Source organism: Synechococcus sp. M16CYN, from assembly GCF_040371545.1.
Classification (GTDB): Bacteria; Cyanobacteriota; Cyanobacteriia; order PCC-6307; family Cyanobiaceae; genus Parasynechococcus.
Window position 1 is genome coordinate 1,441,499 of the sequence record NZ_AP029048.1, and the last position, 26,333, is coordinate 1,467,831.

Consider the following 26,333-nt stretch of genomic DNA (forward strand, 5'->3'; position numbering starts at 1 on the left):
AAGATCGCTAATGGACCAGTTAGCCGCCGACCGTGCACGCACTAGCGGTGTGCTACTCCATCCCACTGCTTTACCTGGCAGTCCTGCCTGCGGTACCTTCGGGGGCGCTTGTCAACGATGGTTGCGCCAGCTGGCTGGTAGCGGGATTGGAGTGTGGCAGATGCTGCCGCTTTCGCCGCCAGATCCAACGGGTTCTCCTTACAATTCCCCCTCTTGCTTTGCTCTAAACCCCTGGTTCCTTGATGCAACAGAACTCGCTAGTGAGCAATTCATCATTCCGAATGCCTTAAGCGATTTACCGCAAACCCCGTCAGATGCAAGAGATACCGTCCTTGACGTCCAACTGGCAGATCAACGCAGTCAAGCACTTGCAGATGCCTTGCTCGAAGCTTGGCCGCGGCAAACCGGCGAACGACGAAACGCGTTCAGGCTTTGGTGCAATAAGCAATTATGGCTTGAAGACCACGTCCACTTCAGCGTGCTGCACGCTCAACATGGCAATGCCTGGTGGACTTGGCCGAAACCACTGGCTCAGCATCAACGCCAAGCGCTAAAAGCCTGGGCCACTAAACACAAAGAAGCTTTGCTTAAGGAGCGATTACTTCAATGGCACTTAGATCGCCAATGGCAGGAGATCAGAATCTTGGCCAGTCAACTCGGGATTTTGCTTTTCGGAGACCTGCCCTTTTACGTTAGTACAGACAGTGCGGACGTCTGGAGCCATAGGGGATTGTTCACCGTAAAGGAATCTGGTGAACTCACACTCCAAAGCGGTGTTCCCCCAGACTATTTCTCTGAAACAGGCCAGCTCTGGGGCTCACCGGTGTACCGGTGGGGACGACACCGTATTACACGGTTCCAATGGTGGCGCAGACGTATTGCCCGGCAACGAGAGCTAGTAGACCTATTGCGACTAGACCACTTTCGTGCTCTTGCTGCATTCTGGGCAGTTCCAGGTAGCGACAGCACAGCCCAAAACGGTCACTGGGAGACATCTCCAGGTTACGCTCTGCTGACCAAATTAGAACAAGATGCAGACGGTAACTTGCCTTTGATTGCAGAAGACCTTGGTGTGATAACTCCGGATGTGGAAGAACTACGAGATCGCTTTGCCCTGCCAGGGATGAAAGTACTTCAGTTTGCTTTCGATGGTCAGCCGGATAACCCATACCTTCCAGAAAACATTGAAGGAAATCGCTGGGTGGTATACACAGGAACTCACGATAACCCTACAACCCTCGGCTGGTGGCAACAGCTAGATGACGCCAGTCGTAGCCGGATTTCCACACGCATTAACGGCGAGGTTTCCGCTCCAGCCTGGCACCTTTTTGACATGGCCTTTGCCACACCAGCCAAACTTGTGGTAGCACCACTTCAAGACCTGATGCATCTAGACAATCAAGCACGGTTCAACACACCAGGGACTAGTACAGGAAACTGGAGCTGGCGCCTCGCGCAATTTGATTCTGCGCTCGAGGGATCTCTTAAAGGTTATGGAGAGCGCGCCATGGTTTGGGGCCGCAATCGAAAGGGAGCGTCAGGACTTCTTAAGCGTCGAATGCTAGGAACCTAATTCCCACTCAAGTCTCTTTCTGAACAATTATGTAATCTTATTTTCATGTCTGAAAACTGGTTTCATTTATTCATATAAAGTTAGCTAGTCATTAGCTTAGAATAAAAATAAAAATTTCGACTAGGTTATCTTAAAGTTATAAAGTATCAACAGTACCTTTATAGCATCGCTTTAGTCTATTTATTTTCAAAGACAAACAAAACACATTATAAATAAAGACATCGCAAATGTCCTCATATACCCTACACCACCCAGCCTCATCAGACTTAAAGGTAAAAGCAGTAAGGACTACAACTTTGAAAGATCACTTTTAATTTTTATAGTTGAGAGATATATGACACGTATACAATCTAATTGATTGAAGACAAGGGCGCCTCGACCCGATAAAGTCCTGCGTGCTCCGGATCTTCTAGCAAAGGCGTTCCGTTCCAAAACACTACTTCAGCTTCATTTGCCGGTGGAGTAAGCGACACCCTTATGGGAGCTTCCAGCTGTAGCGTAACTGTGCCATTGTTAGCCGCAAGTCGAAGACGATCGCCGCCCCGACTTGATATTTTCAGTTGGTGCGGCTTCTTCAGCATTAATTGCAACACTCCCTCAAATTGATTTGGCACATCCGCGACCGTTTTAAGCCAATACTGGGGGGTACGCCGGCGAGCTTGCTCAAGAGGACGCAAGCGCTCCAAAATTGTCGGACCAGCTGACGGAGATGGAGGTAACGCTATGGCTTGAACGTCAGCCCGAACAGGCTCCAGGCTAAGGGCATTGCGCAAGGCTAGGTCTTGCCGCTGACGATTAATTGCTAAAAGACTGAGAAGCATCATCGCCCCGTAGATGAGGCTTCCTTGCCATGTTGTGAAGACGTCAATGCTACCGATCGTGAATCGACCCCACCCTCGACCGGATTGGCTTCGAAGAGACTCAGCCGGCGCAGGCAAAACGGGTTTCAAGCAACCCGCGGGAAGTTTGAGATGCTGCTCAATCTGGGGAAGCATCGAGGCTAGATAGGTCCTCTCTGGCAAGCGGCTCGTCCAACCCCGCTCCAAAGCTTCGATTACTGGAGTTGTGATGCGAATCTGCGCTGCCAGATCTCTCAACGTTAAGCCCAATACCTCACGTCGCTGACGAATCATCAAGCCGATTGCCCGTGCTTGCTCCTCATAATTATTAATGAGATCCCCGGTCGGATCGGACTCGTTCGCAGATCCAAGATGCCAGAGACGCACAATTCTCAGTCGCATGATTTATCCAATATGGAGTCAGCTGTTATTGAGAATGCTCATCCATTCTGTCTCGCTCAACTGGCGCCAGCACCCCTCTGTAAGATCATTAAGGTAGAGCCCGTTGATCGCAGTTCGCTGCAAATCTAAAACCGGATGGCCAAGCAGACCGGCGATCCGTCGAATCTGACGGTTGCGTCCTTCCCTTAACTCCACCTCAAGCAGAGAGCATGAGTGTCGTACTTGAATTCGACGCACGAGTGCTGGTTGTGTTAAACCCTCACTAAGCTCGATGCCTTGACGCCAATGATTTAGCGCAGCGTGGCTGGGCACCCCTTTCACTAACACGCGATATGTCTTAGCATGACGGTAACGGGGGTGGGTGAGTCGCAGCGTAAGGTCCCCCCGGTCAGTGAGTAGCAAAGCCCCGCGGCTATCAGCATCTAGACGTCCAACTGGGTGAAGACCGTAGCGTTCATTACAGGGTAAATAATCCAGCACCGTACGACGACCTTGAGGATCATGACAACTGCAAATCACCCCTGCCGGCTTGTTCAGTAGCAATACCCGAGACCCGGAGCGAGCGACCAAAGGATAGCCATCCACTTTGATCGTTTGGCACTCAGGATCTGCTCGATCTCCAAGCTTGGCCAATCGCCCATCTACTGTTACCCTGCCGGCTTCCAACCATCGCTCACTGTGTCGACGTGAACACAGCCCTGCGGCAGCTATCAACTTTTGTAGTCTTTGATAGGCCACGTATAACGCGATTCCTTACAAGGTAAGCTAAGAAGCATTTAGTGGTAACCGCTGCTAGCCACTTAACGCTAGTCCTGGTTGCCGAATAGTCAAAATCCAATCCTAATTTACATTTCTTTGTCAGAAAATCGATGCTGTCAACCAAGTCTCCAAGAGCGGCTCCTGTACAACTCCTGCTTTCTTGGAGTGAGGTCACTAGCTAGCATAAAGGTCGTCACGTCATGGCGTCTCTTCAATTTATAAACAAAATCACTCAAATTGATGTCCCTCCTGCTAAGACAACTTCGGTAATTAGCATTTTAAATGGCAATCGACGGTATATCTTTCAAATAGTATTTCTTGCACAAAAAATTGTCGAGAATATTAAGTAAGCATTCAATCAATCATTCGATGTTTGAAAATCGAAAAGTTTGTTAACATCAGACAGCTCAAAAAATAGTTAAGGAGCGTTATAAGCAAAGCTGGCAGTTTCATCTTCACATTAGAGATGCTTTCATCCTTATGACTATGCTGTTTAGACACAAAATAAGATTTATACTTAAAGCGTGATTTACTGCAGTAAAAACTAACACTTAAACTTACGAATCATGCAGATTCACGATTCTTATATAGCCCACAAGGTTAATTTTCTAAATCCTCTTTAATAACTAGAATCATGCGACTCGAAACCTACTTCGGATACTGCTAAAAAACAGCTTCAGAAGCCTATACTCCTTAGACGATAGACTCATGTATCATACATATTATGATATGATTTTCCTTCGTTTCGTTAAAGAAATAGAGATTATCATAGCTAAATATCTAAAAATTAGTCATTAGTACCCAGCATACTTGATGTGATAATCTGAGCAGCGGACTACTAGTTTCCTAATGCAGAATTTCATTAAATATTTATTTGCACTGATTAATAAATCAAGGACACGATCAGTCTCACTATTAGTATTAATTTAAGGATCATTGTGTTATTATTGAAACGATGCGTTTTTTGATAGATCCTAAAACTGTTTTAAACCTAAAAATGTTTAGCCAAATTTGAAAAAGTTAACTCGTTTTAAAGTAGAATAAATGAGTGAATTAGTTACATTAAAGTTATTAATGCGTTTAATAATCTCATGATCCTTGGTAGAGCATTTCTACTAAATATTTATTAAGTCCTATTATCTCCAGTGTTTGGTAAAGATAGCCACCGCGACAATAGGCAAGAAGACATTTATGCTAAAAACAGTTAAGGTGGTCTTGTCTAAATATTTAGATTGGGGAAACTAAATCTAATACACTTATTAATAATTAATTCAAAAGAATTCATCAAAATTATCGAAGTCAACTGCCTTAAAGTTGTTGCTCTCTACCTGTTGCATCAAACGTTCTAACTGAGCAAAAAGGGCTCCCCCGGTGAGCAAAGACAACACAAAAGCCACTAGCAACGCAGCCCCGGCACTAAATCCGAAGATTTGCAAACAACATCCGATAAAAAGAGTCACACCAATCAATATTCCCGAGAAACTTAAATAGATTTCACTTGTGGCTAAAGGTAAAAGAGGCAGTCTGTCTTGTTTCCAATTATCTAGCTTGTTTTGAACCTGGCGTCCAAATGTTAGACCACAAAGAATTCCTATCAACAGTCCCACACCCGCTATGAAGTAAGGCGGTTGGGGCAAAACTGCCATCGTCAAAAACTGGTTAAGTTGTTCATCGCTGATTTCCTTAGGTATCATTGACGTCACAGTTAAAATAAAAGATATTCCAATATTAGTCTGAGTGGGTAGCTAAGCTGCCATAAGAGGGTTAAGCCGCTGCAATAAGCCACCTGCAATCCGTGCCGGGCCAAATGTGCGGCCCACTAGACTAGCCAGGGCTCGCATGTCATCTGTATGCAATCGGTCATCACGAATCAACGTGAGCAAAAGTCGTTTTCTTAAACCAGCGCCGTCGCGACTAAATAAAAGACGGAGGCCGGCGCTAGCCACTGGCAATAGTTCAACACCTGGTGAGTGGGAATCTTGACCAACTACCTGTAAAAGACTTTCAAGCCGCTCGAGACGCAAGCGACCCGATTTATCAAAAATTACCTCAAGGAGTTTTTCTCTCATTTCATGGGTATCTCCGACAAGTAGGCGTTTGGCTACATAAGGATAAGCTACAGAAATAATCTTGAAATCTGGATCAAGTCTGAGAGCCAGTCCTTCTTGACTCACTACAGCGCGGATAATTAATGCAAAACGAGCAGGTACTCGAAAAGGATAGTCGAACATCAACTCGGAAAAACGATCTGTGATTGCTTTGAAATTAAACGAACCAACTGATTCGCCAAGGCTGCCACCAAGGACTTCTTCAAGTGCCGGAATAATAGGAGTAAGATCAGCTTTATGACTTAAGAATCCGAGATTTTGAAAATCCTTGGCTAATCCAAAAAAATCGCGATTGATAAGATGAACAACGGCTCCAGTTAACGTTAGGCGATCATCATCGTTGATAGTATCCATCATTCCAAAATCTACATAGCCAACATGACCCAAATCTCCGCTTCGGCCTTGAAGAGCAAAGAGATTACCAGGATGGGGATCTGCATGAAAATAACCGTACTCAAGAAGTTGTTGTAAACCACAGATGACACCTGTACGAATTAAGGCTGCAGGATCTAAGCGTTGGGCTAGAAGTTCTTGACTATCCCTCATTTTCGCACCATCAATCCAGCTAGTAGTTAATACCCGGGTGGAGCTTAGCCTGCGCTCTACCCGTGGTATATAAACGGCTGGATTATCAATAAAAAGTGCATCGAATCTTTCTGCATTGTCTGCTTCTTGTTTGTAATCAATTTCCTCGAATAAACTTCGACCAAATTCATCGATGATACTTCCAAGGCCAAAGCCAAGGTTGAGCGGGAGAAATGGCGCTGTTAAGACCCCAAGAACACGAATCAAAACTAGATCGCGTCGAAGAATAAAGGTAAGATTGGGGCGCTGTACCTTTACCGCCACCCAATAATTTCCTTCAAGGCGAGCTTTGTAAACTTGGCCAAGGCTGGCGGCGGCAATAGGAGCCGCAGGGAAATCCTCAAATAGCTGATCGACCGGAGCCCCAAGTTCCTGTTCGATCCGCTCTAAAGCGATGGCATGAGGAAATGCGGGGAGATCGTCCTGCAACCTAGTTAACTCCTCAAGCCAGTCTCGTCGTACCAGATCTGGACGAGTGGAAAGTGCCTGACCAAGTTTGATGAAACAAGGTCCGAGGCCTGTCAGTTTATTGAGAGTGCGCCTGGCTAACCGTTGCTGAACATCAGGATTCGTACTTGACCCTTGCCACAGTAGTGCCAGCACCAAACCAGATAAAGTCCAGAGCACCTGGATCAACCTTGGAATTGCAATCCAAGGCTGTAGCAGCAACCATCGAAAGTCCCGCCCGGAGTTGTATTGCATCGGGGCCAATCTTCACAGCATCAGACTCTAAGGAAAATGAGCAGCAAAAATGTCTTTGACAAAGCTCTTGCATTGTGGAGTCGGACAACCTCTCTTCCTTCCAGCCCACCAACGGGGCAAAGCGTTGCCTCAGGCTATGCGTCGTTTATTACATACAAGCCCCGGCTGGTGGGACCTACCGGAACTGCGACAAATCGGGAGCCCCCTGGAACACAACGGTGCAGTAGCCGAGAGTCAAATCAGAGCAGCCGATGCTATCGGGGCCGATCGCTGCTGGTTCGGGGTTAATGGCGCTACTGGTTTATTGCAAACGGCACTTCTGGCCATGACAACTCCGGGAGATGCTGTATTGATGCCTCGAAATTGCCATAAAAGTCTTATTCAGACTTGTGTTTTAGGTGATCTAACACCGGTGTTGTTTGATCTTCCTTACAAACACGATCGTGGTCACGCGGATGCTTTGACAGCCTCTTGGTTGCAAACAGTTCTTAAGTCCATAACCGAAGCCACACCAACCATCACAGCCGCTGTCTTGGTCCATCCCACGTACCAGGGATATGCCAGTCAGCCAGATGAACTAATCAATTTACTTCATCAGCAGGGGTGGGCAGTCCTTGTTGATGAAGCCCATGGTAGTCACTTTGCAACTGATGTAGATCCCAATCTTCCCAAATCATCACTCCGAAGCGGTGCTGATTTAGTCGTTCACTCATTACACAAATCTGCAACAGGCTTAACGCAAACGGCCGTTCTTTGGCATCAAGGCAACAGAATCGACCCAGCTTGGATTGAGCGAAGTCTTGGCTGGTTACAAACCACAAGCCCAAGCGCACTGCTCTTGGCCTCTTGTGAATGTGCTCTACAAGAATGGTTCAGCCAAACCGGTCGTAATCAGTTGCGTCGACGGCTAGTTCAGGCAAGAGCTTTGCAAAATCAACTACGAGACGATGGGTTACCAATTCTGTCCACCGACGATCCACTAAAATTGGTTCTTCATACAGGCACGATTGGCGTGACCGGGCTAAATGCAGACTCGTGGATGCTGCAGCATGGAGTGGCGGCAGAGCTACCCGAACCGGCTACCCTCACTTTCTGTCTTGGATACGGAACTCGCAGAGGATTGCGACGACGTTTTAAAAAGCAGTGGGACGCCATGAAGGCAAAACTAGGCCAGGAGCAACCATTGCCTCTGATTCCATCCCCGCCGATACCTAAACTTAGTTGGCCATCTGAAAAACTCTCGAATGCATGGCGATGTCGATCAGAACTAGTGAGATTCGATCATGCAGAGGGAAGAATTGCCGCGGAGTTAGTTTGCCCTTATCCACCAGGGATTCCTCTTGTTGTTCCTGGGGAAAAACTAGACCTAAAACGTATCCAGTGGATGCAATACCAAAAACAACTTTGGGGGGAGCAAATCCAAAGCCAATTTAAGGTGATGCCAATTGAAGTTACAAATTGAGTACCTTTCTGAATCAGGCCAAAGGATTAAACCCATATAACGGATGCAGCAGAAAGCGATCTCCAAAGCCAACTTGCCAGACCAGCAGCCCCCGTTTCTTTTCATTGATCAGCCGACTTCATGACCTTAAGGCAGCGTTATTTAGTGAGGTCAACCTGTCATAACTTCCAAACGTTCAAACCCAGCCTCTAGCTTCCGCAAACGAGTCCTCAGTGGACTAGCCGTTGGTGGGTTCGGCTTCGTTGTCGTAATTCTTGGAGGATGGTGGTTTACCGCCGCTGTTGGAGTGCTAGTACACCTAGGCCTAATGGAGTTCTTCCGGATGGCCCAGTTTAAAGGCATACGACCAGCCACCAAAACTACTCTAGTGGCTTGCCAGTTGCTGTTATTCAGCACCCAATTGGCTACCGTTCAGGGGGGGCTGCCGAGAGAACTCTCTTCAGCTATTTTACCCTTGTCCGGCGCAGCGATTTGCGCTTGGTTACTCCTGCAACCGGTTACTGGGTCCATCGCTGATGTGGCCGCATCTATCTTCGGTCTCTTTTACCTGGGGTTTCTACCAAGCCACTGGCTTTGCCTGCGGACCCTCAATCTAGAACAATTGGCACCGGGCACATCCAGCCTGTGCACAAGCGGGCTAGCGATCACCCTATCAGCGTGTTTGATGGTCGTGTCCAGCGACATTGGATCCTGGGCTTTTGGGCAAAGCTGGGGCCAGCATCCTTTATCTCCCATTTCACCTGGAAAAACTATCGAAGGGGCTCTTGGTGGGTTCCTTTGCGCTATGGCTACAGGAGAAGCTTGTGCCCTGGTTATGGGTTGGCCATTCTTAGGTTTACCCGGACTCGCTCTGGGGGCCTTAGTGGCGTTGATCGCGATGGTGGGTGATCTCACTGAGTCGATGATGAAGCGCGATGCAGGAATTAAAGATTCTGGTGATATGTTGCCTGGTCATGGAGGAATTCTCGACCGGATTGATAGTTACCTGTTCACACCAGCGGTAGTCTATTACATCATTATCCTTATGAAGCCTCTTTTAATCCGATAGGCTAAAGAGTAATATCTTGTCAAGGCTTAATATTAGCATAGCCCTTAAGGTGTAGCTCTTCCCCTTGAAGAGTCGCCTTAGTGATCTCAATATCTGGATCCATTGGTAGAAAGATCGATGGATTATCAGCTTTTTCTGGTCGAAAGCGAACAGTCCCTTGAGATGCATCAACACGAAAGCGACGGTTTGCTTGCTCATGTTGAGCAGTCAGTGATGCTTGCAATTCGATTAGATTATTTTCAATATTTAGTTTGCCAAGCGTTGTAAGTCCCATAAGTTGTGCACTAAGCCAGTTACCAAGCCAACACCAAGGCTCAATCAGCAATGCATCATTTAAAGCGCGACCGCTGATAGAGACCTCTCCTTGCATCTGGAAAGGGTAATGAAGAGACAACGGTTTTCCAAAGCCTAAAACCTGCATGTTCGCCTTAATTGGACCACTGTTGATTACGACATGTTGAAGCGGTAGCCCTTGAAAGTAAACATCCCTAGCCGTCAGCGTTACTCCCTGAATTTGACCTCTCATCAAGGTGATTAAGGAGCCGTGAAGCGTGAGGTCTAAACCACCAAGGCGATCACAATGGCTGTGAATCCAAAGTTTAAGAGCTCTGGATAAAAGGCTCAGGAAGGGATCAGCCATTTAAGAGAAGAGTGCGACAACGATCCGCAACTCGTTGCGGAAGATCAAGGTGAGGCAAGTGACCGCAAGCCTCAAATGTTTCTGTAAATCCGGGCAAAATAGAAAGAGCAGCCTGCTTTTGCGACTTGCTGAGAATCCTGTCTTGTCCACCCCAGATCACATGTAAGGGTTGATTAGGAAGAGGTAAACCATGGCCTGCAAATCCACCACTACGAGCAAAGGCCGCTAGAGCTTCTGCCCAGCCAGGACATTGCAGATGTAAAGAAGCGACTTGTTCTTCTGGTGCTGCTACAGAAGAATCTGGGTCAGCAAAAGCCTGTCGACAAAGTCCGCGGCGTACACTGGGACGGCTGAGGAACCAGGTGCCAAAACGATCAAGAAATGGGGGCACAATCATCGGTCGACCAGACAAACCAGCAGGAGCCAGTAATAGCAACGACTTTACGCGCTCTGGGGAGCGACGTGCCAATTCCATCGCGACGGAGCCACCCATCGATGCGCCAATCACAGCGATCGGTCTGGATTGCGGCAGATTATCTAACAGAGCCTCCAGGTGTAGCATCACGGCGTCAGGTCCATAGGTAGCCCGAGCTGGCCGCGGAGAGAAACCGAAACCGAATAGATCTGGAATAATCAGTTGAGAGTGCTCGGCAAGCAAAGGAGCTAATCGTCGATATTCCAAGAAGCTGCTATCAAAACCGTGCAGGAGTAGCAGTGGAGGTCCTTGACCGAGAACAGCTACAGGAAAAGGATCCTTAATGCCAAGGGAGGAAAGAGTCCACCATTGCACAGCGTCCGCCAACTCTCCAGCTTGAGGATCCAATAAACCAGGCCGAAGCTGTTCAAGAAGGCTTTTCAAAATCGGACAGAACTTTGTTTTGGTGTTCCCAATAGGGCCTCGAGAAGTGCAGTCGCAGTTACCGAAAAAGGCAGATGATGAAGATCTGATCCTTCCTGACAAGCAAAAGCGCAAACAGCTTGAAGGTCACCTTGACTAGCATGAGCAAGTCCAAGATCGTTCAGACTAACCGGGAGACCAAGACTTTTCAGCAAAGGCATAAGTTGGCGGCGGGCTTGAGCTGCGAGCCTATTGTTGCCAAGCTCCTCTTCAAGACGCAGCTGCACAAGTATTCCAAAACCTACCTTTTCACCATGGAGCATGTGGTTACAAGCCCGCAGCTGTGTTAGACCGTTGTGTACGGCATGGGCAGCAACGGTTCGGCAACGAGCACCTCCAAGGCCACCCACAATCCCCGCGGTGAGTGCACAAGCCTCAGCCGTACGAGCCCAAGCAGCACTACTCGAATCTTGGATTGCAAGGGGGCTATCAATTAATAATTGATCCCGCATCAATCGAGCCATCTGCACAGCCTGCTGTACCAAACCGTCGCTGCTATCACCACTACTCACTGAGGCTTCGTACCACTTAGCTAAAGCATCAGCAATCCCACTGGCTAAGGTTCGCGTGGGCGCCTGTCGAACAAAAGAGTGGTCAAAAACCAACAGGTCAGGGCAACGATCAAGAGTGATATCGCTTTTGAATGCACCATCGGGTGAATACAAATTTGAAAGTGCTGTCCAACCAGCACACGTCGCCGCGCTTAAAGGGACTGTGATACATGGAAGATTGAGACGATGAGCAAGGAGTTTGCCAGCATCAAGTACTTTTCCCCCTCCTGTTGCGACAACGGCATCACAAGACCGCACTTGTGAAACGAGACGGCAGAGATCTTCTTCGCAACAATCGAAGTGCAGACGCGCCAATGTTGGCTTAAGGTCCGCAGCCTGCAGGTCAATAATGATTTGTTTACGCAACGACTCAGTAGCTTGTGAACGACCCAACACAAGGGGCTTCTGACTCAGTTGTGCAATCCGAGAAAGTGCCTCACCCCAGGCACCCTGCCCTCGCAGCATCACTGTGGGGGCAAGTGCGTGAGAGTAAGCGGATACCACCATTAGACAGAAGCACTGGCTAACTCAGGCTGAGCGTTAACACTACCTTTGTACCGCACGACGACCTTTTTATTTTCGTCAACATCTACCTCAGCGGAATCACCATCTTTTATCCGACCAGTTAGAACTTCTTCCGCCAATGAATCCTCTAACAAACGCATTACGGCGCGACGTAATGGGCGCGCACCATAAGCGGGGTTGTAGCCCTCCTCTACCAGTCGCTCTTTAAAAGCATCAGATACCGCAAGAGTGATGCCTTTTTCACCCATACGGTTGAATACTTCCTTAAGCATAATTTCTGCGACCTCCTTGACTTCATCACGACTGAGTTGACGGAAGACAATGATTTCGTCTAAACGATTGAGGAACTCAGGACGAAAATACTGTTTTAGTTCTTCATTTACAAGAGAACGAATTCTTGTGTATTGAGAATCTTCAGCACTTTCCCCAGAAAATTCAAAACCGAGACCGCCGCCACCTTTCTCTATTACCTTTGAACCGATGTTCGAGGTCATGATTACCAAAGTGTTTTTGAAATCAACAGTGCGACCCTTGGAATCAGTGAGTCGACCATCTTCTAAAAGCTGAAGTAGCAGATTGAAAACGTCGGGGTGAGCTTTTTCAATCTCATCAAAAAGTACAACGGTGTACGGCCGACGACGAACAGCTTCCGTGAGTTGACCACCCTCGTTAAAACCGACATATCCAGGAGGAGAGCCAATAAGCTTACTGACGGTATGTCTCTCCATAAACTCAGACATGTCAAGACGGATCATGGACTCTTCGCTACCAAAGAAGTAGATTGCTAAAGCTTTGGTGAGCTCAGTTTTACCTACACCTGTTGGACCAGAGAAAATGAAGCTAGCGATCGGACGATTTGGATTTTTTAGGCCAACTCGTGCGCGACGAATTGCTTTTGATACAGATTTAACGGCTTCGTCCTGACCAATCAGGCGCTGATGAAGCGTTTCCTCCATGTTGAGCAGTTTCACTGACTCACTTTCTGTGAGCTTCTGAACAGGAACACCAGTCCATGATGCAACAATCTGAGCAATGTCGTCTTCATTCAACATGGGAGTGGTATCGACAACTGCCGTTGCTACGGTAGAAGCTAGGGAGTCTTCCTGCGAAACAGTTTCTTTTGTGGACGCAGAGCGATTGTTCTGAAGGAGGGAACGAATTTTTTCGCGAAGTTGAACTTCCTTCTCACGCAACTCACCAGCTTTAGTAAAGTCCTGATTGCGGACAGCTCCTTCTTTATCTTTCTGAACAGTACGCAATTCCTGATCAACTTCTTTAGCTTCTGGAGGAAGCTTAGAATTCAATAGACGAACTCTGGAGCCGGCTTCATCGATCAAGTCGATGGCTTTATCTGGCAAAAAGCGATCAGAAATATAGCGATCACCAAGAGTAGCTGCTGCAACTAAAGCTTCATCTGTGATTTTGAGACGGTGATGCTGTTCATAACGCTCACGCAGGCCACGCAATATTTCGATGGTGTCGTCGATGGATGGCTCTCCCACATTCACTGGCTGAAAGCGACGCTCTAAAGCTGCATCACGCTCAATATGCTTTCGATACTCATCGAGAGTTGTAGCTCCAATGCATTGCAGTTCGCCCCGAGCCAAGGCCGGTTTAAGAATATTGGCCGCATCAATCGCGCCTTCTGCAGCACCAGCACCAATCAAAGTGTGAACTTCGTCAATCACAAGGATCACATTTCCAGCTGATTTGATTTCCTCCATAATCTTCTTAAGGCGTTCTTCAAACTCACCTCGATACTTGGTACCAGCCACTAGAAGCCCAATATCGAGGGTGAGAACACGCTTATCCTCAAGGATGTCTGGGATATCGCCCTGTTGAATCCTTTGGGCAAGGCCTTCGGCAATAGCTGTCTTACCAACACCCGGCTCTCCAATCAAAACAGGGTTGTTCTTGGTACGTCGACCAAGAATTTGGATTACACGTTCGATTTCACTTTGGCGCCCCACCACGGGGTCGAGTTTAGATTCAAGCGCTAATTGAGTAAGGTTGTTGCCAAACTCATCCAAGGTAGGCGTCTTCTTAGAGCCCTTTCCACCGCCACCGCCACCAGAAGTGACCTCAGCGGTTTCACCCAACATGCGAATCACTTGGGTGCGCACCTTGGCTAAATCAACCCCAAGGTTTTCGAGAACACGCGCAGCAACACCTTCGCCTTCTCGAATCAATCCCAGAAGAAGGTGTTCCGTTCCGATGTAATTGTGGCCAAGCTGGCGAGCTTCTTCAAGAGACAATTCAAGTACTCGTTTTGCACGGGGTGTAAAAGGGATCTCAACAGCAACGAAACCGGAGCCGCGGCCAATAATCTTCTCCACTTCAACCCTGGCATCTTTGAGATTGACACCCATTGATTTCAAAACCTTGGCTGCCACACCGGTGCCTTCACCAATTAAACCAAGCAAAATCTGCTCAGTACCTACAAAGTTATGACCCAGCCGACGAGCTTCCTCCTGGGCCAGCATGATCACTTTGATAGCCTTCTCGGTAAACCGTTCAAACATCGTTTAGGCCGAGGTATAGATTAGGACTAAGCTATCAGGACTTGGTGGCACTTGCGAGAAAACAATCGGCCTGTCAATCTTTTAGTCCTGGACTAGTTTCTAGCGAAATAAAAATAACAAAGAATCTGAAAAAATCCGCGGTTTCTTTTACTTTTGAGGACGGAAAACCGAACATTATGAAGCAGCTCGCTTATGGCTAACTGTCATTAGCAATCCGACACCACTGGATTAAAGCATCGCTTCCGTCGCTGTAATAGTTATGTCTAATGCCAGCAGTTTGAAATTTACAGTCGGCATAGAGGCGAACTGCACTGACGTTATTGCTAGCAACCTCGAGCGTGGCGTAAATAGCCCCGTTCTGTCGTGCTCGTTGCAACAGAGCAACCAATAAGTCTCTGCCGTAACCACGGCGTCGGACCGCTGGATCTACAGCGATCGCTGTGATGTGTAACTCATCTACTACGCACCAACCGCAAGCCACGCCCAGGAGCGCCCTGGAATCGGGTAGTCCAAGACATAGTCGATGCGGTTCCTCTAGTTCCCGGCACCATTGATTCTCGGTCCAAAGACTATCCAAAGCCCGATTATCTAAAACCAAACAGGCGCGCAGCCACGACTTATCGAGCGTGATGACGGCCATAGCTGAACTAATCGATACGGGATGAATCTCTACATTGTCTTCCTCTGCTGTAGTAGATCCGTGACCCAGGCCACCACCAGTGGAAGGACCTATGAGAAGAATCTGGACCCGGACAGTCCTAACCGGAACCTTACGCCCTTAACAACAGCATTGGATACAAAAGAACGACTTTTGGTTGGCGATTGTCTACTCAGTGACTTAGCCAAGCGGTACGGCACCCCACTCTACGTGCTCGACGAACAAACCCTGCGCGGCACGTGTCGTGCTTACCGGGAAGCATTGAAACGCCATTACCCTGGTCCATCGCTTCCAATTTACGCTTCGAAAGCCAACAGTTCACTTATGATGAGCAGCCTGGTGGCTTCCGAAGGGCTTGGGCTCGACGCTGTGTCAGCCGGTGAATTACTGACTGCACTACGAGGAGGAATGCCCAACGAGCGGATCGTGTTGCACGGCAACAATAAATCCGATGAGGAGCTCCTGTTTGCTTATAACAATAACGTGACCGTTGTTGTAGATAACCAACATGATCTGGATCGTCTGGCAGTGCTGATTCCAAAGGAAGCACCGCCTGTACAGTTAATGCTGCGCTTCACCCCAGGAATCGAATGCCACACGCACGAGTATATACGCACGGGCCATATCGACAGCAAATTTGGCTTTGACCCCAATCAAATAGAGGCTGTGCTGCGGGGCCTTGTAGGTCAGTCGTGGGCTCGGCTCAGCGGATTGCACGCCCATATCGGCTCGCAGATATTTGAGCTGGAGCCCCACCGCGATTTAGCGGTAGTGATGGCAGAGGTTCTGAAATTGACTCGTGATCTCGGCCATCCAGTGAACGACTTAAACGTAGGAGGTGGACTCGGAATCCGCTACGTGGAATCAGATGACCCTCCAAGCATCGACCGCTGGGTGCAGGTAGTCGCCGAAGCCGTGATCACCTCTTGTCAAAAACGAGACCTAGATCTTCCTCGACTGATGTGTGAGCCAGGTCGTTCCCTAGTCGCCACTGCAGGAGTCACCTTGTACACAGTGGGGTCAAGGAAAACTCTCCCCGGTATCCGCACATACGTGGCCATTGACGGAGGGATGAGTGACAATCCGCGACCGATCACGTACCAATCCCTTTACACTTGCCGTGTCGCTGAGCGCCCCCTCGCAGAGCCCAATGAGGTGGTAGATCTCGTGGGCAAACATTGTGAATCAGGTGATGTTTTGCTCAAAAATCTCCCTTTACCAATTACCCACAGCGGTGACGTCATTGCTGTGTTTGCAACCGGTGCCTACAACGCGTCAATGAGTTCGAACTACAACCGAATCCCACGACCCGCTACTGTTCTCGTAAACAACGGTGCATCAGAACTAGTGCAGAGGAGGGAACAGCCGGATGATCTGCTGCGCTACGACGTCCTGCCAGAACGGTTCCGCGAGGTTACTTTAAATTCAGAGAAAGGAGTTAAGCCAAGTGGACGTGTTCGCGGCGGAGAATCTGCGCCTCGTTCTTGACATTCTCCTCGCCTCCGCTATTGGCATGCTGATGATGTCTCGGGTTCGACAAGCAAGAACATTCTGGTTGCTGCGCGGTTATTTATTTCTTATTACAGCGGCTTGGTTTGTCCAACACCTTGTCAGTTTACAGCTTAGCACACAGCTAGTCGATTCTCTTGTTCTCGCCTGCTCTGTCTCCCTCGCCATCCTTTGGCAGGGGGAGTTGCGTCGGTTCATGGAACTTTTAGGCACTGGGCGACTGTTCGTGCTTCTTGGAAATCCTCAAAAGGAGCTTAAAGCAGCTGAAAGTATAATCGCTCAAATCTCTGAAGCAGCGGGACGGCTGTCTCAACAGCGTCATGGAGCTCTGATTGTGGTCGATCTCGGCAGTGACCTGCGACCTGAAGACTTTTTGAATCCAGGAGTAACCATCGGCGCTCAAGTAAGCAGAGAACTACTGCTTAATGTGTTTGCTGCTGACACTCCCCTACATGACGGAGCCGTATTAGTTCGTGGCAACCGAATCGAATCCGCAGGCGTCATTTTGCCCCTGTCCCGTCATAGTGTGAGTCGCTACGGCACCAGGCACCTTGCGGCTTTAGGCATCACCGAACGATTCGATCGTTGCGTTTGCATCGTGGTTTCTGAAGAAACTGGCACACTCTCTTTAGCCAATCAGGGAAAGCTGGAGCGTCCAATTACCAGTAGTCGGCTAGAGACTCTGCTGCGAGACTTATTCAGTAATACTGAAGCAAGACAGCCAGCCAGGCGTACGGTGGGGAACTAATCGTCCAATTCGCTTTCTTGAGCCGACCGACGGCCACCAGCACTAATCTCTCACCTACATCGGTCTGCCCGGCGGAACTTGATCCAGCTCGGTTACCGGTTCATGTTGCTGTGATCATGGACGGTAACGGTCGTTGGGCGGAGTCTCGAGGGTTACCTAGGCTAATGGGTCACCGCGCCGGTGTAGAGGTTTTGAAATCCACCCTGCGCCTATGCAGTGATTGGGGTATCGAAGCACTGACTGCCTATGCCTTTTCTACGGAAAATTGGTCGCGTCCCGGGGATGAGGTGAATTCCTTGATGACTCTATTTGAGCGGGTGTTGCAAAAGGAATTGCGGTCGTTGGAACAAGAAAAGGTACGCATTCGATTCCTTGGCGATTTGGATGGTCTACCAGAGAAGCTGCAGAACCTGATCGACGACGCCACCGAAAGGACTGCTGATAACAGTGGCATTCACTTTAATGTGTGCACCAACTACGGCGGTCGTCGAGAACTCGTGAGGGCTGCTCAGAGTCTGGCTCAAAGGGCAGCAAAAGGAGATCTCTCTCCAGAAGCCATTGATGAAAACAGCTTTTCCAGAGAGCTCTTTACCGCAGGAGAACAAGATCCTGATCTGCTGATCCGTACCAGTGGTGAGTACAGGATCAGCAATTTTCTACTCTGGCAACTGGCCTATGCTGAGATCCATGTCACCGACGTGTTCTGGCCCGACTTCAATGCAAATACCCTGAAACAGGCTCTACTGGACTATCAAGGGCGTAACCGTCGCTTCGGAGGACTTGATCCAATTACACCATGACGATTCAGATCCGTCACGACTGGACCACCGAAGACATCCAGGCACTGCTGGAACTACCACTGATGGATCTGCTATGGCAGGCCCAAACTGTTCATCGGACAGCCAACCCAGGTTATCAGGTTCAATTGGCTTCTCTTTTAAGTGTTAAAACCGGCGGCTGTCAGGAGGACTGCTCTTATTGCTCACAATCGATTCACAACAGTAGTGATATTTCAACCTTCGAAGCTCAAATGCAAGTGGAACCAGTCTTAGCGAAGGCGCGGGCGGCTAAAGAAGCTGGCGCGAAGCGTTTCTGTATGGGCTGGGCATGGCGAGAGATCCGCGATGGCGCGCCATTTGAATTAATGCTCGAGATGGTTCGTGGTGTGCGTAGCACGGGAATGGAAGCCTGCGTCACCGCAGGGATGCTCACAGATCAGCAGGCAGAACTACTCGCTAAAGCCGGTCTCACCGCCTACAACCACAACCTTGATACTAGTCCGGAGTACTACAGCGAGGTCGTCTCCACTCGTACTTATGAAGATCGACTCGAAACACTTCAACGAGTACGAAGAGCCGGGGTCGCCCTTTGTTGTGGTGGGATCATTGGCATGGGAGAAACTCTGCGCGATCGTGCCTCAATGCTGCAGGTGCTAGCCAACATGAACCCCCACCCCGAAAATGTTCCAGTCAATGGCCTTGTGGCGGTGGGGGGTACACCGCTAGAAAAGCAGAAACCCTTCAAATCTCTTGAGCTTGTGCGTATGGTTGCGACAGCACGCATTTTGATGCCTTACTCTCGAGTTAGGCTAAGTGCAGGACGTAAGCAGCTCAGCCGGGAAGCACAAATCCTTTGTCTTCAGGCGGGTGCCAATTCGATTTTTTATGGCGGCGTCTTACTCACTACAGACAACCCTGCTATAGACGCAGATCGCCAGTTATTGGCTGACGCAGGGGTGCAGGTTAACTAGCAAGAGCGCTAGCTAGGAGCATGAGGCAATTACAAGTTACTACTTTCCATAGCATTACATCGCTGAATGATGACTAAAGAAAGTCACTATTTGTTTAAAAGATCTACAGCAATAACATTATTTTGGGCTCGATCGTGATTGCTAACTAAGAAATGAATAGTGCTGTCGATATTTCCGAAGTCAATGCTGAGATGGTCTAGGAAAAACTTCACTAATTCGGCAATGAGCATTTCGAACTGCCTAAGGCGAAGTGAGGTAGACAACCGTGTGGGTCCTAAGTGCTAAGATGCTTTCATTGATGATTGCGATACCTCATTATAATCAAAAATCCGCAGCAGCACAGTTGCAAGTTTGTTGTAAGAAAGCCAACAGCTATTTATCAGATCGAAAATTTTGAAAAGAGAGGCAAACATTGGCGCGGCAACATTTTATCGCAGTGCGTCAACAACAAATCGGTTGAACGTCATTTCAAATTGTAGCCATTCTTTATTTTTCCGACAGTCTCCCCCATGGTTATGCCCTGCGTCAATTTTCTGTGAGGTTTTATGACCGTTTCCTGGCCATGCGGAGGCAACAAGTGTATTGTACTTGGCCTTCTGATGTAGAAGCAAGAGTATTGAGCCAAAAGCCAAAGACAATACAGAGTTCACTCGAAGCAATAGTTCTAATACTATTTTTGGTTATTTCAGTCAACGAAACTCTATCTATGTTAATCATAACGGATTGAGCTTTGACACGGGTCAATATTAGTGCACCTGTCGGCCAGGATAATACGCCGGCTCCAATCCTCAAAAACGACAAACTCTCGAATATCATCATGAATAAGTTCAGATGCGTCGACCACTACGTGCTAGGCAGCGCGATAGAGACAAGCTAAATCCGGCTCAGCACTTCATCAAGGGCTGAGGCTAGGGGATCAAAGTCACCAGAACCGACTAACCAAATCAGGTAATTTTATTTGCCATCGAAATCTTGTTTACTGGTTGTGTAGCGCCAACAGCAGATTGGAAAACTGAAATCGAGATGAAAGCATTGGTGGCAATGCCTCAAGAGTGACTCGACTATCTTGGAGTGGTTAAATCCGATTTTGAACGAGCTGATGCAGCAGCCACCTCGCTAGTTTAACTTTTTATCTATCTTGGGATCGAGGACAATTAGAATTGGATTGCAATTAATGCGAACATATCTCTAATTAACTCACTTAAAGCACGACATTATAATTAAAAATGTTATTTATTTGCTATATTCTTAACAGTAACCGGTAAACAAAGTCCATGAAGGCTCTATGTTATAGATGCATAAGCTTTTGTTGTTTCTTGAGAGATTAATCAACAGCAGTCGACCCTCCTGCTTTGTGGTTAGGTGCGACGACCGCTGGTGGACTATCTATCCTCCGCGTTTATTGGGTCTTTGCCAAATACGACTGTACTATTGACTGCTCCTCAGTGAAAACAGCCGCGTCCCTAAAATGAAGTAGTCTGAGATAATAGGGGAAAGACTAGATTCCAAGTCTGAATGCTTGAACAACTGGAAGTCCAGGCTCGTGATCGTGGACTGATACTACGTATACAGGTCAAGCGTCCCGTCGGTCTATGGAATATGCGAGTGGTAGTAGCACACCCAATTGGCAAGAACCGATTGCAGTTGCTTGGTGAGATGAAAGGTTGGGCCTACTCAAGTGCAAAAGGTCTCCAACTAGACACTATGCGTGTGATGCCTTCAAGATTAACAGGCATCGGTGATCTGATTTGGGCAGCCACAATGGCCTGGGCACTGGACACCACCCCCTGCAAAAGGGCTCGGCTATTAGCAATTCGTGATGATGAGCGTCAACACCGGCGTTTACGCCGCTACTTTCGAAAGAGAGGATTTAATACCGTACGCGAGATAGAAGCAGCACCGCTGGATCTGCCCCTCCGCATGTTCTGGGGAGGGGCAGGTGCATTAATGACAGGGGAAATTGCAACTGTTCTGCAACGCAGCGTTAGGGGTTGGAATCAATCGGCAGCATGATAACTGCTGCGGACCAGTGGACCACTCAATACCTGAATGAAACCAAGTTGCTGGGCAATCGCTCCAAGTTCGTCGAATTCCTGAGGAGTCCAATAGCGCTGAACTGGTAAGTGAGCCAGCGAAGGGCGTAAATACTGCCCAAGGGTGAGTCGCTGGCAATCCACTGCTCGAAGGTCACGCATCGTAGCGATTACTTCCTCTTTAGTTTCACCTAGCCCGAGCATGAGGCCAGATTTGGTGGAAATCGTTGGTGCCAGCTCTCGAGACGCCGCCAGTAACCTTAAAGAACGCTGATAAGTGGCACCGCGCCGTACTTGGTCCTGAAGCCTGGATACGGTTTCGATATTGTGATTAAAACAAATTGGCTCAGCTGCGAGAACTACCATCAATCGCTCCCGTTGAGCAGTTACAGCCTGTTCTACATTCGTGAAACCTCCCCAAAAATCAGGGGTAAGAACTTCGATCGCAACCGATGGATTACGGGCCCGGATTGCAAGCATTGTGGAGCTAAATAGGTTGGCGCCATGGTCACTAAGGTCGTCACGAGCAACTGCTGTTAGGACCACGTAGCGCAAAGACATCGCCTCGACAGCATCAGCGATGCGATTAGCTTCAGTGAAGTCGATGGCCATGGGCGCTGAGCCTTTTTCTACTTGACAAAATGCACAACTGCGAGTACAAATAGAACCGCCCAACAGGAACGTAGCAGTTCCTGCCGCGTAACATTCCCCTCGGTTTGGACAACGCCCTTCCTCACAAATGGTGTGCAGACGGTTCTGTTTCACTAATCTCTGAACGCGTCCAAGCTCAGAGACATTACCAATCGGCCGGCGTAACCATCCCGGCAGCCGTTCAGATGGGATAATTGAGCTGTACTGATTCATCCAAATTGCGACCTGTAAAGGTTTTGATCGGTAAAGCACAATTCCATAATCGATCTCGCAACCACTTACGGTTAATCCATGAGGCGACGGCCCTCAAGTGCCCTACTGAGAGTGACTTCGTCGGCATACTCCAGTTCGCTACCCACTGGCAAGCCATAGGCTATTCGGCTCGCAGAGCAAAATGGTTTAACTAGCCTTGCCAAGTAGAAACTTGTCGTATCACCTTCAACACTTGGCGTGAGGGCGAGAATCACTTCTTTGATTTCTTCCTGAGCAATGCGTTCAATTAGTGGTTTAACGTTGAGTAGTTCTGGACCGATGCCATCCATCGGAGAAATCAACCCTCCCAAGACGTGGTAACGACCTCGAAACTCTCTCGTACGTTCTAAAGCCAACAGATCTCGCGATTCGGCAACCACACAGATCAACCCATTGTTGCGTTCAGGATTACGACAAATCTCACAGAAAGAATCCTCGGAGAGGTGGAAGCAACTCTGACACTGCCCCACCTGGGATCGTGCAGTCAATAAGGCATCAGACAATTGTTGCACCTGCTCTTTTGGTTGATTCAGCAGATACAAAGCGAGTCGTTGTGCTGTTCGCGGGCCAATGCCGGGCAATCGTTGAAACTGACCGATCAACCGCGCCAACGGTCGGGTAAAGCCGCTCAGGGATTTGACACTACTGAGAAGACTCTAGGCAGAATGAGAGGTGAATTGCCCCGTTATTGATGCGGCTGCTTCGATCGCTCACTCGTCTGTTCGCCTGCATCGCACTAACCTTCACACTTGGGGCCTGTGCTGCAGGATCTACAGCAGGATTGCAGTCGTACCAGAGTCCAGATGGGCGTTTCGCATTCCTTTATCCCACAGGATGGATTCAGGTGCAGGTGAGCAACGGACCGCGAGTGGTTTTTCACGATCTCATTCACAGTGATGAAACTGTGAGCCTGATGGTGAACACGGTAGATGAAAACAACGATCTCAATGATCTTGGTAGTGCAGTGGCTGTTGGTGAACGATTGCGCCGTGAGGTGATCGCTACTGCAGGGAGTGGCCGCACCGCCGAATTAATCGAAGCAGGGGAACGGGAGATCGATGGACATACATTTTACGACCTCGAATACGCTGTCCACCTTGAGGATCGTGACCGCCACGAACTCGCTACAGTAGTGGTAGATCGTCGCCGACTCTACACCCTGGCTACCAGCACAAACGAGGAGCGTTGGCCGAAGGTAAAAGATCTTTTTGGCCGTGTGGTGCACTCACTCAACCTACTGATTTAAACTTAACCTCGGCTTGGACACCCAAATTGTCCTACAGATATCCGGATAATAGAAGTATTTTATGAAATTTTAACTAGATCCTAGCTGATCACCTTGCTGCTGCATCTGGTTGTGATGTTGACGATTAAAAAATAATAATTAGTGTTGTATGCAGCAAAAAATTGACCCGAATTTAACTACCATGCTGAAGCATGATTAATAACAGAAAAAATTAATCTGAACTACTTACAGGTATTAGCTATTAACCAAAAAATCTGGGATTTGCCGCTGCTGCAATAATATGTTATATCATTGACGCTTGTTTCCTAAAAAGTCTTGACAGCCAATCTAATAAAGTGTCTTTCTCGAACACTTTGTCAACTATTCTTTAAAGATTAGTTTTATGGTGACCGTTGCTAATATAATCAGAAGAAATACTATTCAGCATAGTTTAGAGTCAGTAGACTTGCCTAGTATTGGGATGAGAAGAATCATTGTCAAGAAAGCTGCTACAAATTTATGTATCGTTCACGACTGTGTTCATTGATTAATGAAACCGGACTCTTACTACATAATCACTCTGTCTAACATTAAAGTCGTGAATTAGAAGTAACTCTAACTCCTTTTAAGGCTAACGAACCAAGCTAGTGAATGAGATACATGAAAAAATTGAAATAGACGGCACATGACCCTACAAGAAATCATGTACCCTTTGACCCAAGCTTTTCAGCAAAGTAGAATTTACTACCGAATCTTTTAAGTACAACTATTAATAACTTTTCTCACCCATAAATTTAGCTGCAAGAGACGCTAGTATGAGAGTCCATTATCAATAATGGCATTGGTCTAGATAACGGATTATTTCCTAAAGTTACTAGTAAAATAAATGTTGTAATGAACAATAACAAATCAAATAAATATTGTGGACACTAATCTTGCTTTAGTTCTAACTTAGACTAATATTGTCCAGTCTTGGGAGAACTGAGGGTATAGGAATCAGCTAATATGCTAGAGCTCCCAAAACACTTACTTCACCTAACAAAGATAATGCGCTATTTAGAGGTCACAGATTCCTCACCAGCTTGGACTTGCCAAAGATTTCGATAAATCCCACCAAGAGCAATTAAATCATTGTGACAACCCTGCTCGACAATTCGTCCTTTATCCATTACCACAATCCGATCAGCATTACGCACCGTGCTCAAACGATGAGCGATTACCAGCGTAGTGCGGCCTCGGGTGATTTGCTCTAAAGAGCGTTGGATAGCAGCCTCAGTATCATTATCTACGGCCGCAGTGGCCTCATCAAGCACTAAAATTGGAGCATCCTTGAGAATTGCTCGCGCTAGGGCGATTCGCTGACGCTGACCACCGGATAGACGCTGGCCACGTTCCCCTACCAGTGTGTCGTAACCCTCTGGGAGCTTATCGATAAACCCTGTTGCTTCTGCCAAGCGTGCAGCTCGCTCGATATCTTCCCGTTTTGATTGAGCTATACCGTAAGCGATGTTCTCCGCAATTGTGCCGTGGAAAAGATAAACGTCTTGGCTTACTAAAGCAATCGAACGGCGTAGATCTTCTAGGCACAATGTTTCGATTGGATGACCATCCAACAGGATTCTTCCGGCAGAATGTTCATAAAGACGGAGCAGCAGTTTTACCAATGTGCTTTTGCCTGACCCTGTAGAACCAACAATGCCCAGAGTGGTCCCGGCCGTAACTGTCAGATTGAAATCACGGAGTAGAGTATCACGTCCGGTATAAGCAAATTTTACATTTTCAAAACAAAAACTACCTCGCACACTGGCGATTGGTAATGGAACCAAGCCCCCATGAATGTTGATCGGAGTGTCGATTAGATCAAGTACACGCTGGGTTGATGCCATTGAACGTTGGTATTCATCAAGAATGCGTCCTAGGGTTGTGAGCGGCCAAAGCAAGCGCTGTGTGATGAACACCAGCGTGCTGTAAGTCCCGACGGCTAGCTGGCCAGCTACAGCTTGAAAGCCTCCTATTAAAAGGATTGCAAGAAATGCGAAGAGAATAGCAAAGCGAATTAACGGAATAAAGGCAGCTGATAAACGAATCGTACGGGCATTGCTATCCTGATAAGCCCTACTTTCTATGCCCAGTCGTCTAAGTTCAATCGCTTCTGCTGTGAAGCTTTTAATCGTTAACATACCGCCTAAGTTATTTGCTAATCGAGCTGACAGATCACCGGCACGGGTCCGCACTTCACGGTAGCGGGGTGCGAGCTTTCTTTGAAACCGCAGCGAACACCAGAGAATCACAGGAATGGGCAAAAAAGCGAACAAGGCAACCTCGGGAGCCACCATCGCCATGCCAATGCCCACAACAAGCACCGTGGTTATCAGCTGCAGAACCTGGTTGGCTCCATGGTCAAGGAAGCGTTCCAGCTGGTTGATATCGTCATTGAGTACCGAGAGGAGACGACCGCTGCTGTCATGCTCGAAGAATGTAAGCTCTAGTTGTTGTAAATGGGCATAAGCTTCAAGGCGCAGGTTATGTTGCACGCTTTGTGCCAGGTTACGCCAAAGCACGTCGTAGAGGTATTCAAATAACGACTCTGCTGCCCAAATTAAGAAAGTAAGCAGGGCTAGCACCCAAAGCTGTTGTGTCACTGGCTGAATGCCATATCCAGCCAACCAAGAATATTCACGACGAACCACTACATCGACAGCCAAACCAATCAGAGTAGGCGGAGCTAGATCGAACAGCTTGTTTAGTAGCGAGCAGCTTACGGCGGCCCAAACTAACCGGCGTTTAGGCGCCAAGTGACGAAGCAGACGACTCAGGGAAGATGAAGTACCCAAAACTTCGCTGCGGGTTGGCTGTACCACTATTTCTTAATGATCAAGCTGAAACGCGACAG

The 26,333-nt window shown here is 48.0% G+C and carries 23 protein-coding genes; 10 read left to right on the forward strand and 13 right to left on the reverse strand.

Going from position 1 to position 26,333, the window contains the following annotated elements:
- Positions 1 to 10 precede the first annotated feature (10 nt).
- Complete coding sequence (malQ, locus tag ABWV55_RS06935) at positions 11 to 1,573, forward strand: 4-alpha-glucanotransferase (protein WP_353291387.1); 1,563 nt, start codon at positions 11 to 13, stop codon at positions 1,571 to 1,573.
- Positions 1,574 to 1,923: 350 nt separating this feature from the next.
- Here the strand turns inward: malQ and ABWV55_RS06940 are convergent, their stop codons facing one another.
- The 4 genes from ABWV55_RS06940 to ABWV55_RS06955 all read right to left on the reverse strand — a co-directional run bounded on the left by ABWV55_RS06940 (position 1,924) and on the right by ABWV55_RS06955 (position 6,968).
- On the reverse strand, positions 1,924 to 2,814 hold the full coding sequence (locus ABWV55_RS06940; RefSeq protein WP_353291388.1) for a helix-turn-helix transcriptional regulator: 891 nt from the start codon (positions 2,812 to 2,814) through the stop codon (positions 1,924 to 1,926).
- An 18-nt stretch (positions 2,815 to 2,832) separates the two neighbouring features.
- A complete protein-coding gene (locus ABWV55_RS06945) occupies positions 2,833 to 3,552 on the reverse strand; it encodes a pseudouridine synthase (RefSeq protein WP_353291389.1) in 720 nt (239 codons plus the stop codon).
- A 1,292-nt stretch (positions 3,553 to 4,844) separates the two neighbouring features.
- On the reverse strand, positions 4,845 to 5,267 hold the full coding sequence (locus ABWV55_RS06950; RefSeq protein WP_353292664.1) for a hypothetical protein: 423 nt from the start codon (positions 5,265 to 5,267) through the stop codon (positions 4,845 to 4,847).
- A gap of 51 nt (positions 5,268 to 5,318) precedes the next feature.
- A complete protein-coding gene (locus ABWV55_RS06955; protein ID WP_353292665.1) occupies positions 5,319 to 6,968 on the reverse strand; it encodes an AarF/ABC1/UbiB kinase family protein in 1,650 nt (549 codons plus the stop codon).
- A 49-nt stretch (positions 6,969 to 7,017) separates the two neighbouring features.
- On the opposite strand from ABWV55_RS06955, the gene ABWV55_RS06960 reads away from it, so the two are divergent.
- Positions 7,018 to 8,430, forward strand: coding sequence for an aminotransferase class I/II-fold pyridoxal phosphate-dependent enzyme (locus ABWV55_RS06960; protein WP_353291390.1), 1,413 nt, complete (start codon positions 7,018 to 7,020; stop codon positions 8,428 to 8,430).
- 160 nt (positions 8,431 to 8,590) lie between these two features.
- The gene (locus tag ABWV55_RS06965) at positions 8,591 to 9,478 is read left to right on the forward strand and encodes a phosphatidate cytidylyltransferase (RefSeq protein WP_353292666.1); all 888 of its coding nucleotides are present in this window, start codon (positions 8,591 to 8,593) and stop codon (positions 9,476 to 9,478) included.
- A 19-nt stretch (positions 9,479 to 9,497) separates the two neighbouring features.
- On the opposite strand, the gene ABWV55_RS06970 is transcribed toward ABWV55_RS06965, so the two are convergent.
- The 5 genes from ABWV55_RS06970 to rimI all read right to left on the reverse strand — a co-directional run bounded on the left by ABWV55_RS06970 (position 9,498) and on the right by rimI (position 15,254).
- Positions 9,498 to 10,118 (reverse strand): DUF2993 domain-containing protein, encoded by a 621-nt coding sequence (locus tag ABWV55_RS06970; protein WP_353291391.1) that lies wholly within the window; start codon positions 10,116 to 10,118, stop codon positions 9,498 to 9,500.
- Complete coding sequence (locus ABWV55_RS06975) at positions 10,111 to 10,977, reverse strand: alpha/beta fold hydrolase (protein ID WP_353291392.1); 867 nt, start codon at positions 10,975 to 10,977, stop codon at positions 10,111 to 10,113. Before ABWV55_RS06975 ends, ABWV55_RS06970 begins: the two co-directional genes overlap by 8 nt.
- Positions 10,974 to 12,074, reverse strand: a complete 1,101-nt coding sequence (locus ABWV55_RS06980; protein WP_353291393.1) for an iron-containing alcohol dehydrogenase family protein — start codon at positions 12,072 to 12,074, stop codon at positions 10,974 to 10,976. Before ABWV55_RS06980 ends, ABWV55_RS06975 begins: the two co-directional genes overlap by 4 nt.
- Complete coding sequence (locus ABWV55_RS06985; RefSeq protein ID WP_353291394.1) at positions 12,074 to 14,614, reverse strand: ATP-dependent Clp protease ATP-binding subunit; 2,541 nt, start codon at positions 14,612 to 14,614, stop codon at positions 12,074 to 12,076. The genes ABWV55_RS06980 and ABWV55_RS06985 overlap by 1 nt, the downstream gene beginning before the upstream one ends.
- 196 nt (positions 14,615 to 14,810) lie before the next feature.
- Positions 14,811 to 15,254, reverse strand: a complete 444-nt coding sequence (gene rimI, locus ABWV55_RS06990) for a ribosomal protein S18-alanine N-acetyltransferase (protein ID WP_353291395.1) — start codon at positions 15,252 to 15,254, stop codon at positions 14,811 to 14,813.
- Between the two features lie 60 nt (positions 15,255 to 15,314).
- Between rimI and lysA the strand changes: the two genes are divergently transcribed.
- Genes lysA through bioB form a run of 4 tightly spaced genes read left to right on the forward strand, consistent with a single transcriptional unit; the run spans position 15,315 to position 19,279 of the window.
- On the forward strand, positions 15,315 to 16,760 hold the full coding sequence (gene lysA, locus ABWV55_RS06995; protein ID WP_353291396.1) for a diaminopimelate decarboxylase: 1,446 nt from the start codon (positions 15,315 to 15,317) through the stop codon (positions 16,758 to 16,760).
- Positions 16,720 to 17,529, forward strand: a complete 810-nt coding sequence (gene cdaA, locus ABWV55_RS07000) for a diadenylate cyclase CdaA (protein ID WP_353291397.1) — start codon at positions 16,720 to 16,722, stop codon at positions 17,527 to 17,529. The genes lysA and cdaA overlap by 41 nt, the downstream gene beginning before the upstream one ends.
- A 17-nt stretch (positions 17,530 to 17,546) precedes the next feature.
- Positions 17,547 to 18,329 (forward strand): isoprenyl transferase, encoded by a 783-nt coding sequence (locus ABWV55_RS07005; RefSeq protein ID WP_353291398.1) that lies wholly within the window; start codon positions 17,547 to 17,549, stop codon positions 18,327 to 18,329.
- Positions 18,326 to 19,279 (forward strand): biotin synthase BioB, encoded by a 954-nt coding sequence (bioB, locus tag ABWV55_RS07010; RefSeq protein ID WP_353291399.1) that lies wholly within the window; start codon positions 18,326 to 18,328, stop codon positions 19,277 to 19,279. Before ABWV55_RS07005 ends, bioB begins: the two co-directional genes overlap by 4 nt.
- Positions 19,280 to 19,707: 428 nt before the next feature.
- Here bioB and ABWV55_RS07015 read toward each other — a convergent pair whose 3' ends face one another.
- Positions 19,708 to 19,929: a hypothetical protein gene (locus ABWV55_RS07015; RefSeq protein WP_353291400.1), complete on the reverse strand. Its 222-nt coding sequence runs from the start codon at positions 19,927 to 19,929 to the stop codon at positions 19,708 to 19,710.
- Between the two features lie 644 nt (positions 19,930 to 20,573).
- Between ABWV55_RS07015 and ABWV55_RS07020 the strand changes: the two genes are divergently transcribed.
- Together ABWV55_RS07020 and ABWV55_RS07025 are read left to right on the forward strand one after the other, a co-directional pair.
- Entirely contained in the window at positions 20,574 to 20,714 is a 141-nt protein-coding gene (locus ABWV55_RS07020; RefSeq protein WP_353291401.1) for a hypothetical protein, read from the forward strand.
- A gap of 80 nt (positions 20,715 to 20,794) precedes the next feature.
- On the forward strand, positions 20,795 to 21,292 hold the full coding sequence (locus ABWV55_RS07025; protein ID WP_353291402.1) for a hypothetical protein: 498 nt from the start codon (positions 20,795 to 20,797) through the stop codon (positions 21,290 to 21,292).
- Here the strand turns inward: ABWV55_RS07025 and lipA are convergent.
- The gene (lipA, locus tag ABWV55_RS07030) at positions 21,277 to 22,176 is read right to left on the reverse strand and encodes a lipoyl synthase (protein WP_353291403.1); all 900 of its coding nucleotides are present in this window, start codon (positions 22,174 to 22,176) and stop codon (positions 21,277 to 21,279) included. The two genes, ABWV55_RS07025 and lipA, sit on opposite strands and share 16 nt — an antisense overlap.
- A gap of 71 nt (positions 22,177 to 22,247) precedes the next feature.
- On the reverse strand, positions 22,248 to 22,826 hold the full coding sequence (recR, locus tag ABWV55_RS07035) for a recombination mediator RecR (RefSeq protein ID WP_353291404.1): 579 nt from the start codon (positions 22,824 to 22,826) through the stop codon (positions 22,248 to 22,250).
- An 80-nt stretch (positions 22,827 to 22,906) separates the two neighbouring features.
- On the opposite strand from recR, the gene psbP reads away from it, so the two are divergent.
- Complete coding sequence (gene psbP, locus ABWV55_RS07040) at positions 22,907 to 23,461, forward strand: photosystem II reaction center PsbP (RefSeq protein ID WP_353291405.1); 555 nt, start codon at positions 22,907 to 22,909, stop codon at positions 23,459 to 23,461.
- A gap of 1,031 nt (positions 23,462 to 24,492) precedes the next feature.
- Here psbP and ABWV55_RS07045 read toward each other — a convergent pair.
- Positions 24,493 to 26,301 (reverse strand): ABC transporter ATP-binding protein, encoded by a 1,809-nt coding sequence (locus tag ABWV55_RS07045; protein ID WP_353291406.1) that lies wholly within the window; start codon positions 26,299 to 26,301, stop codon positions 24,493 to 24,495.
- Positions 26,302 to 26,333: the final 32 nt, after the last annotated feature.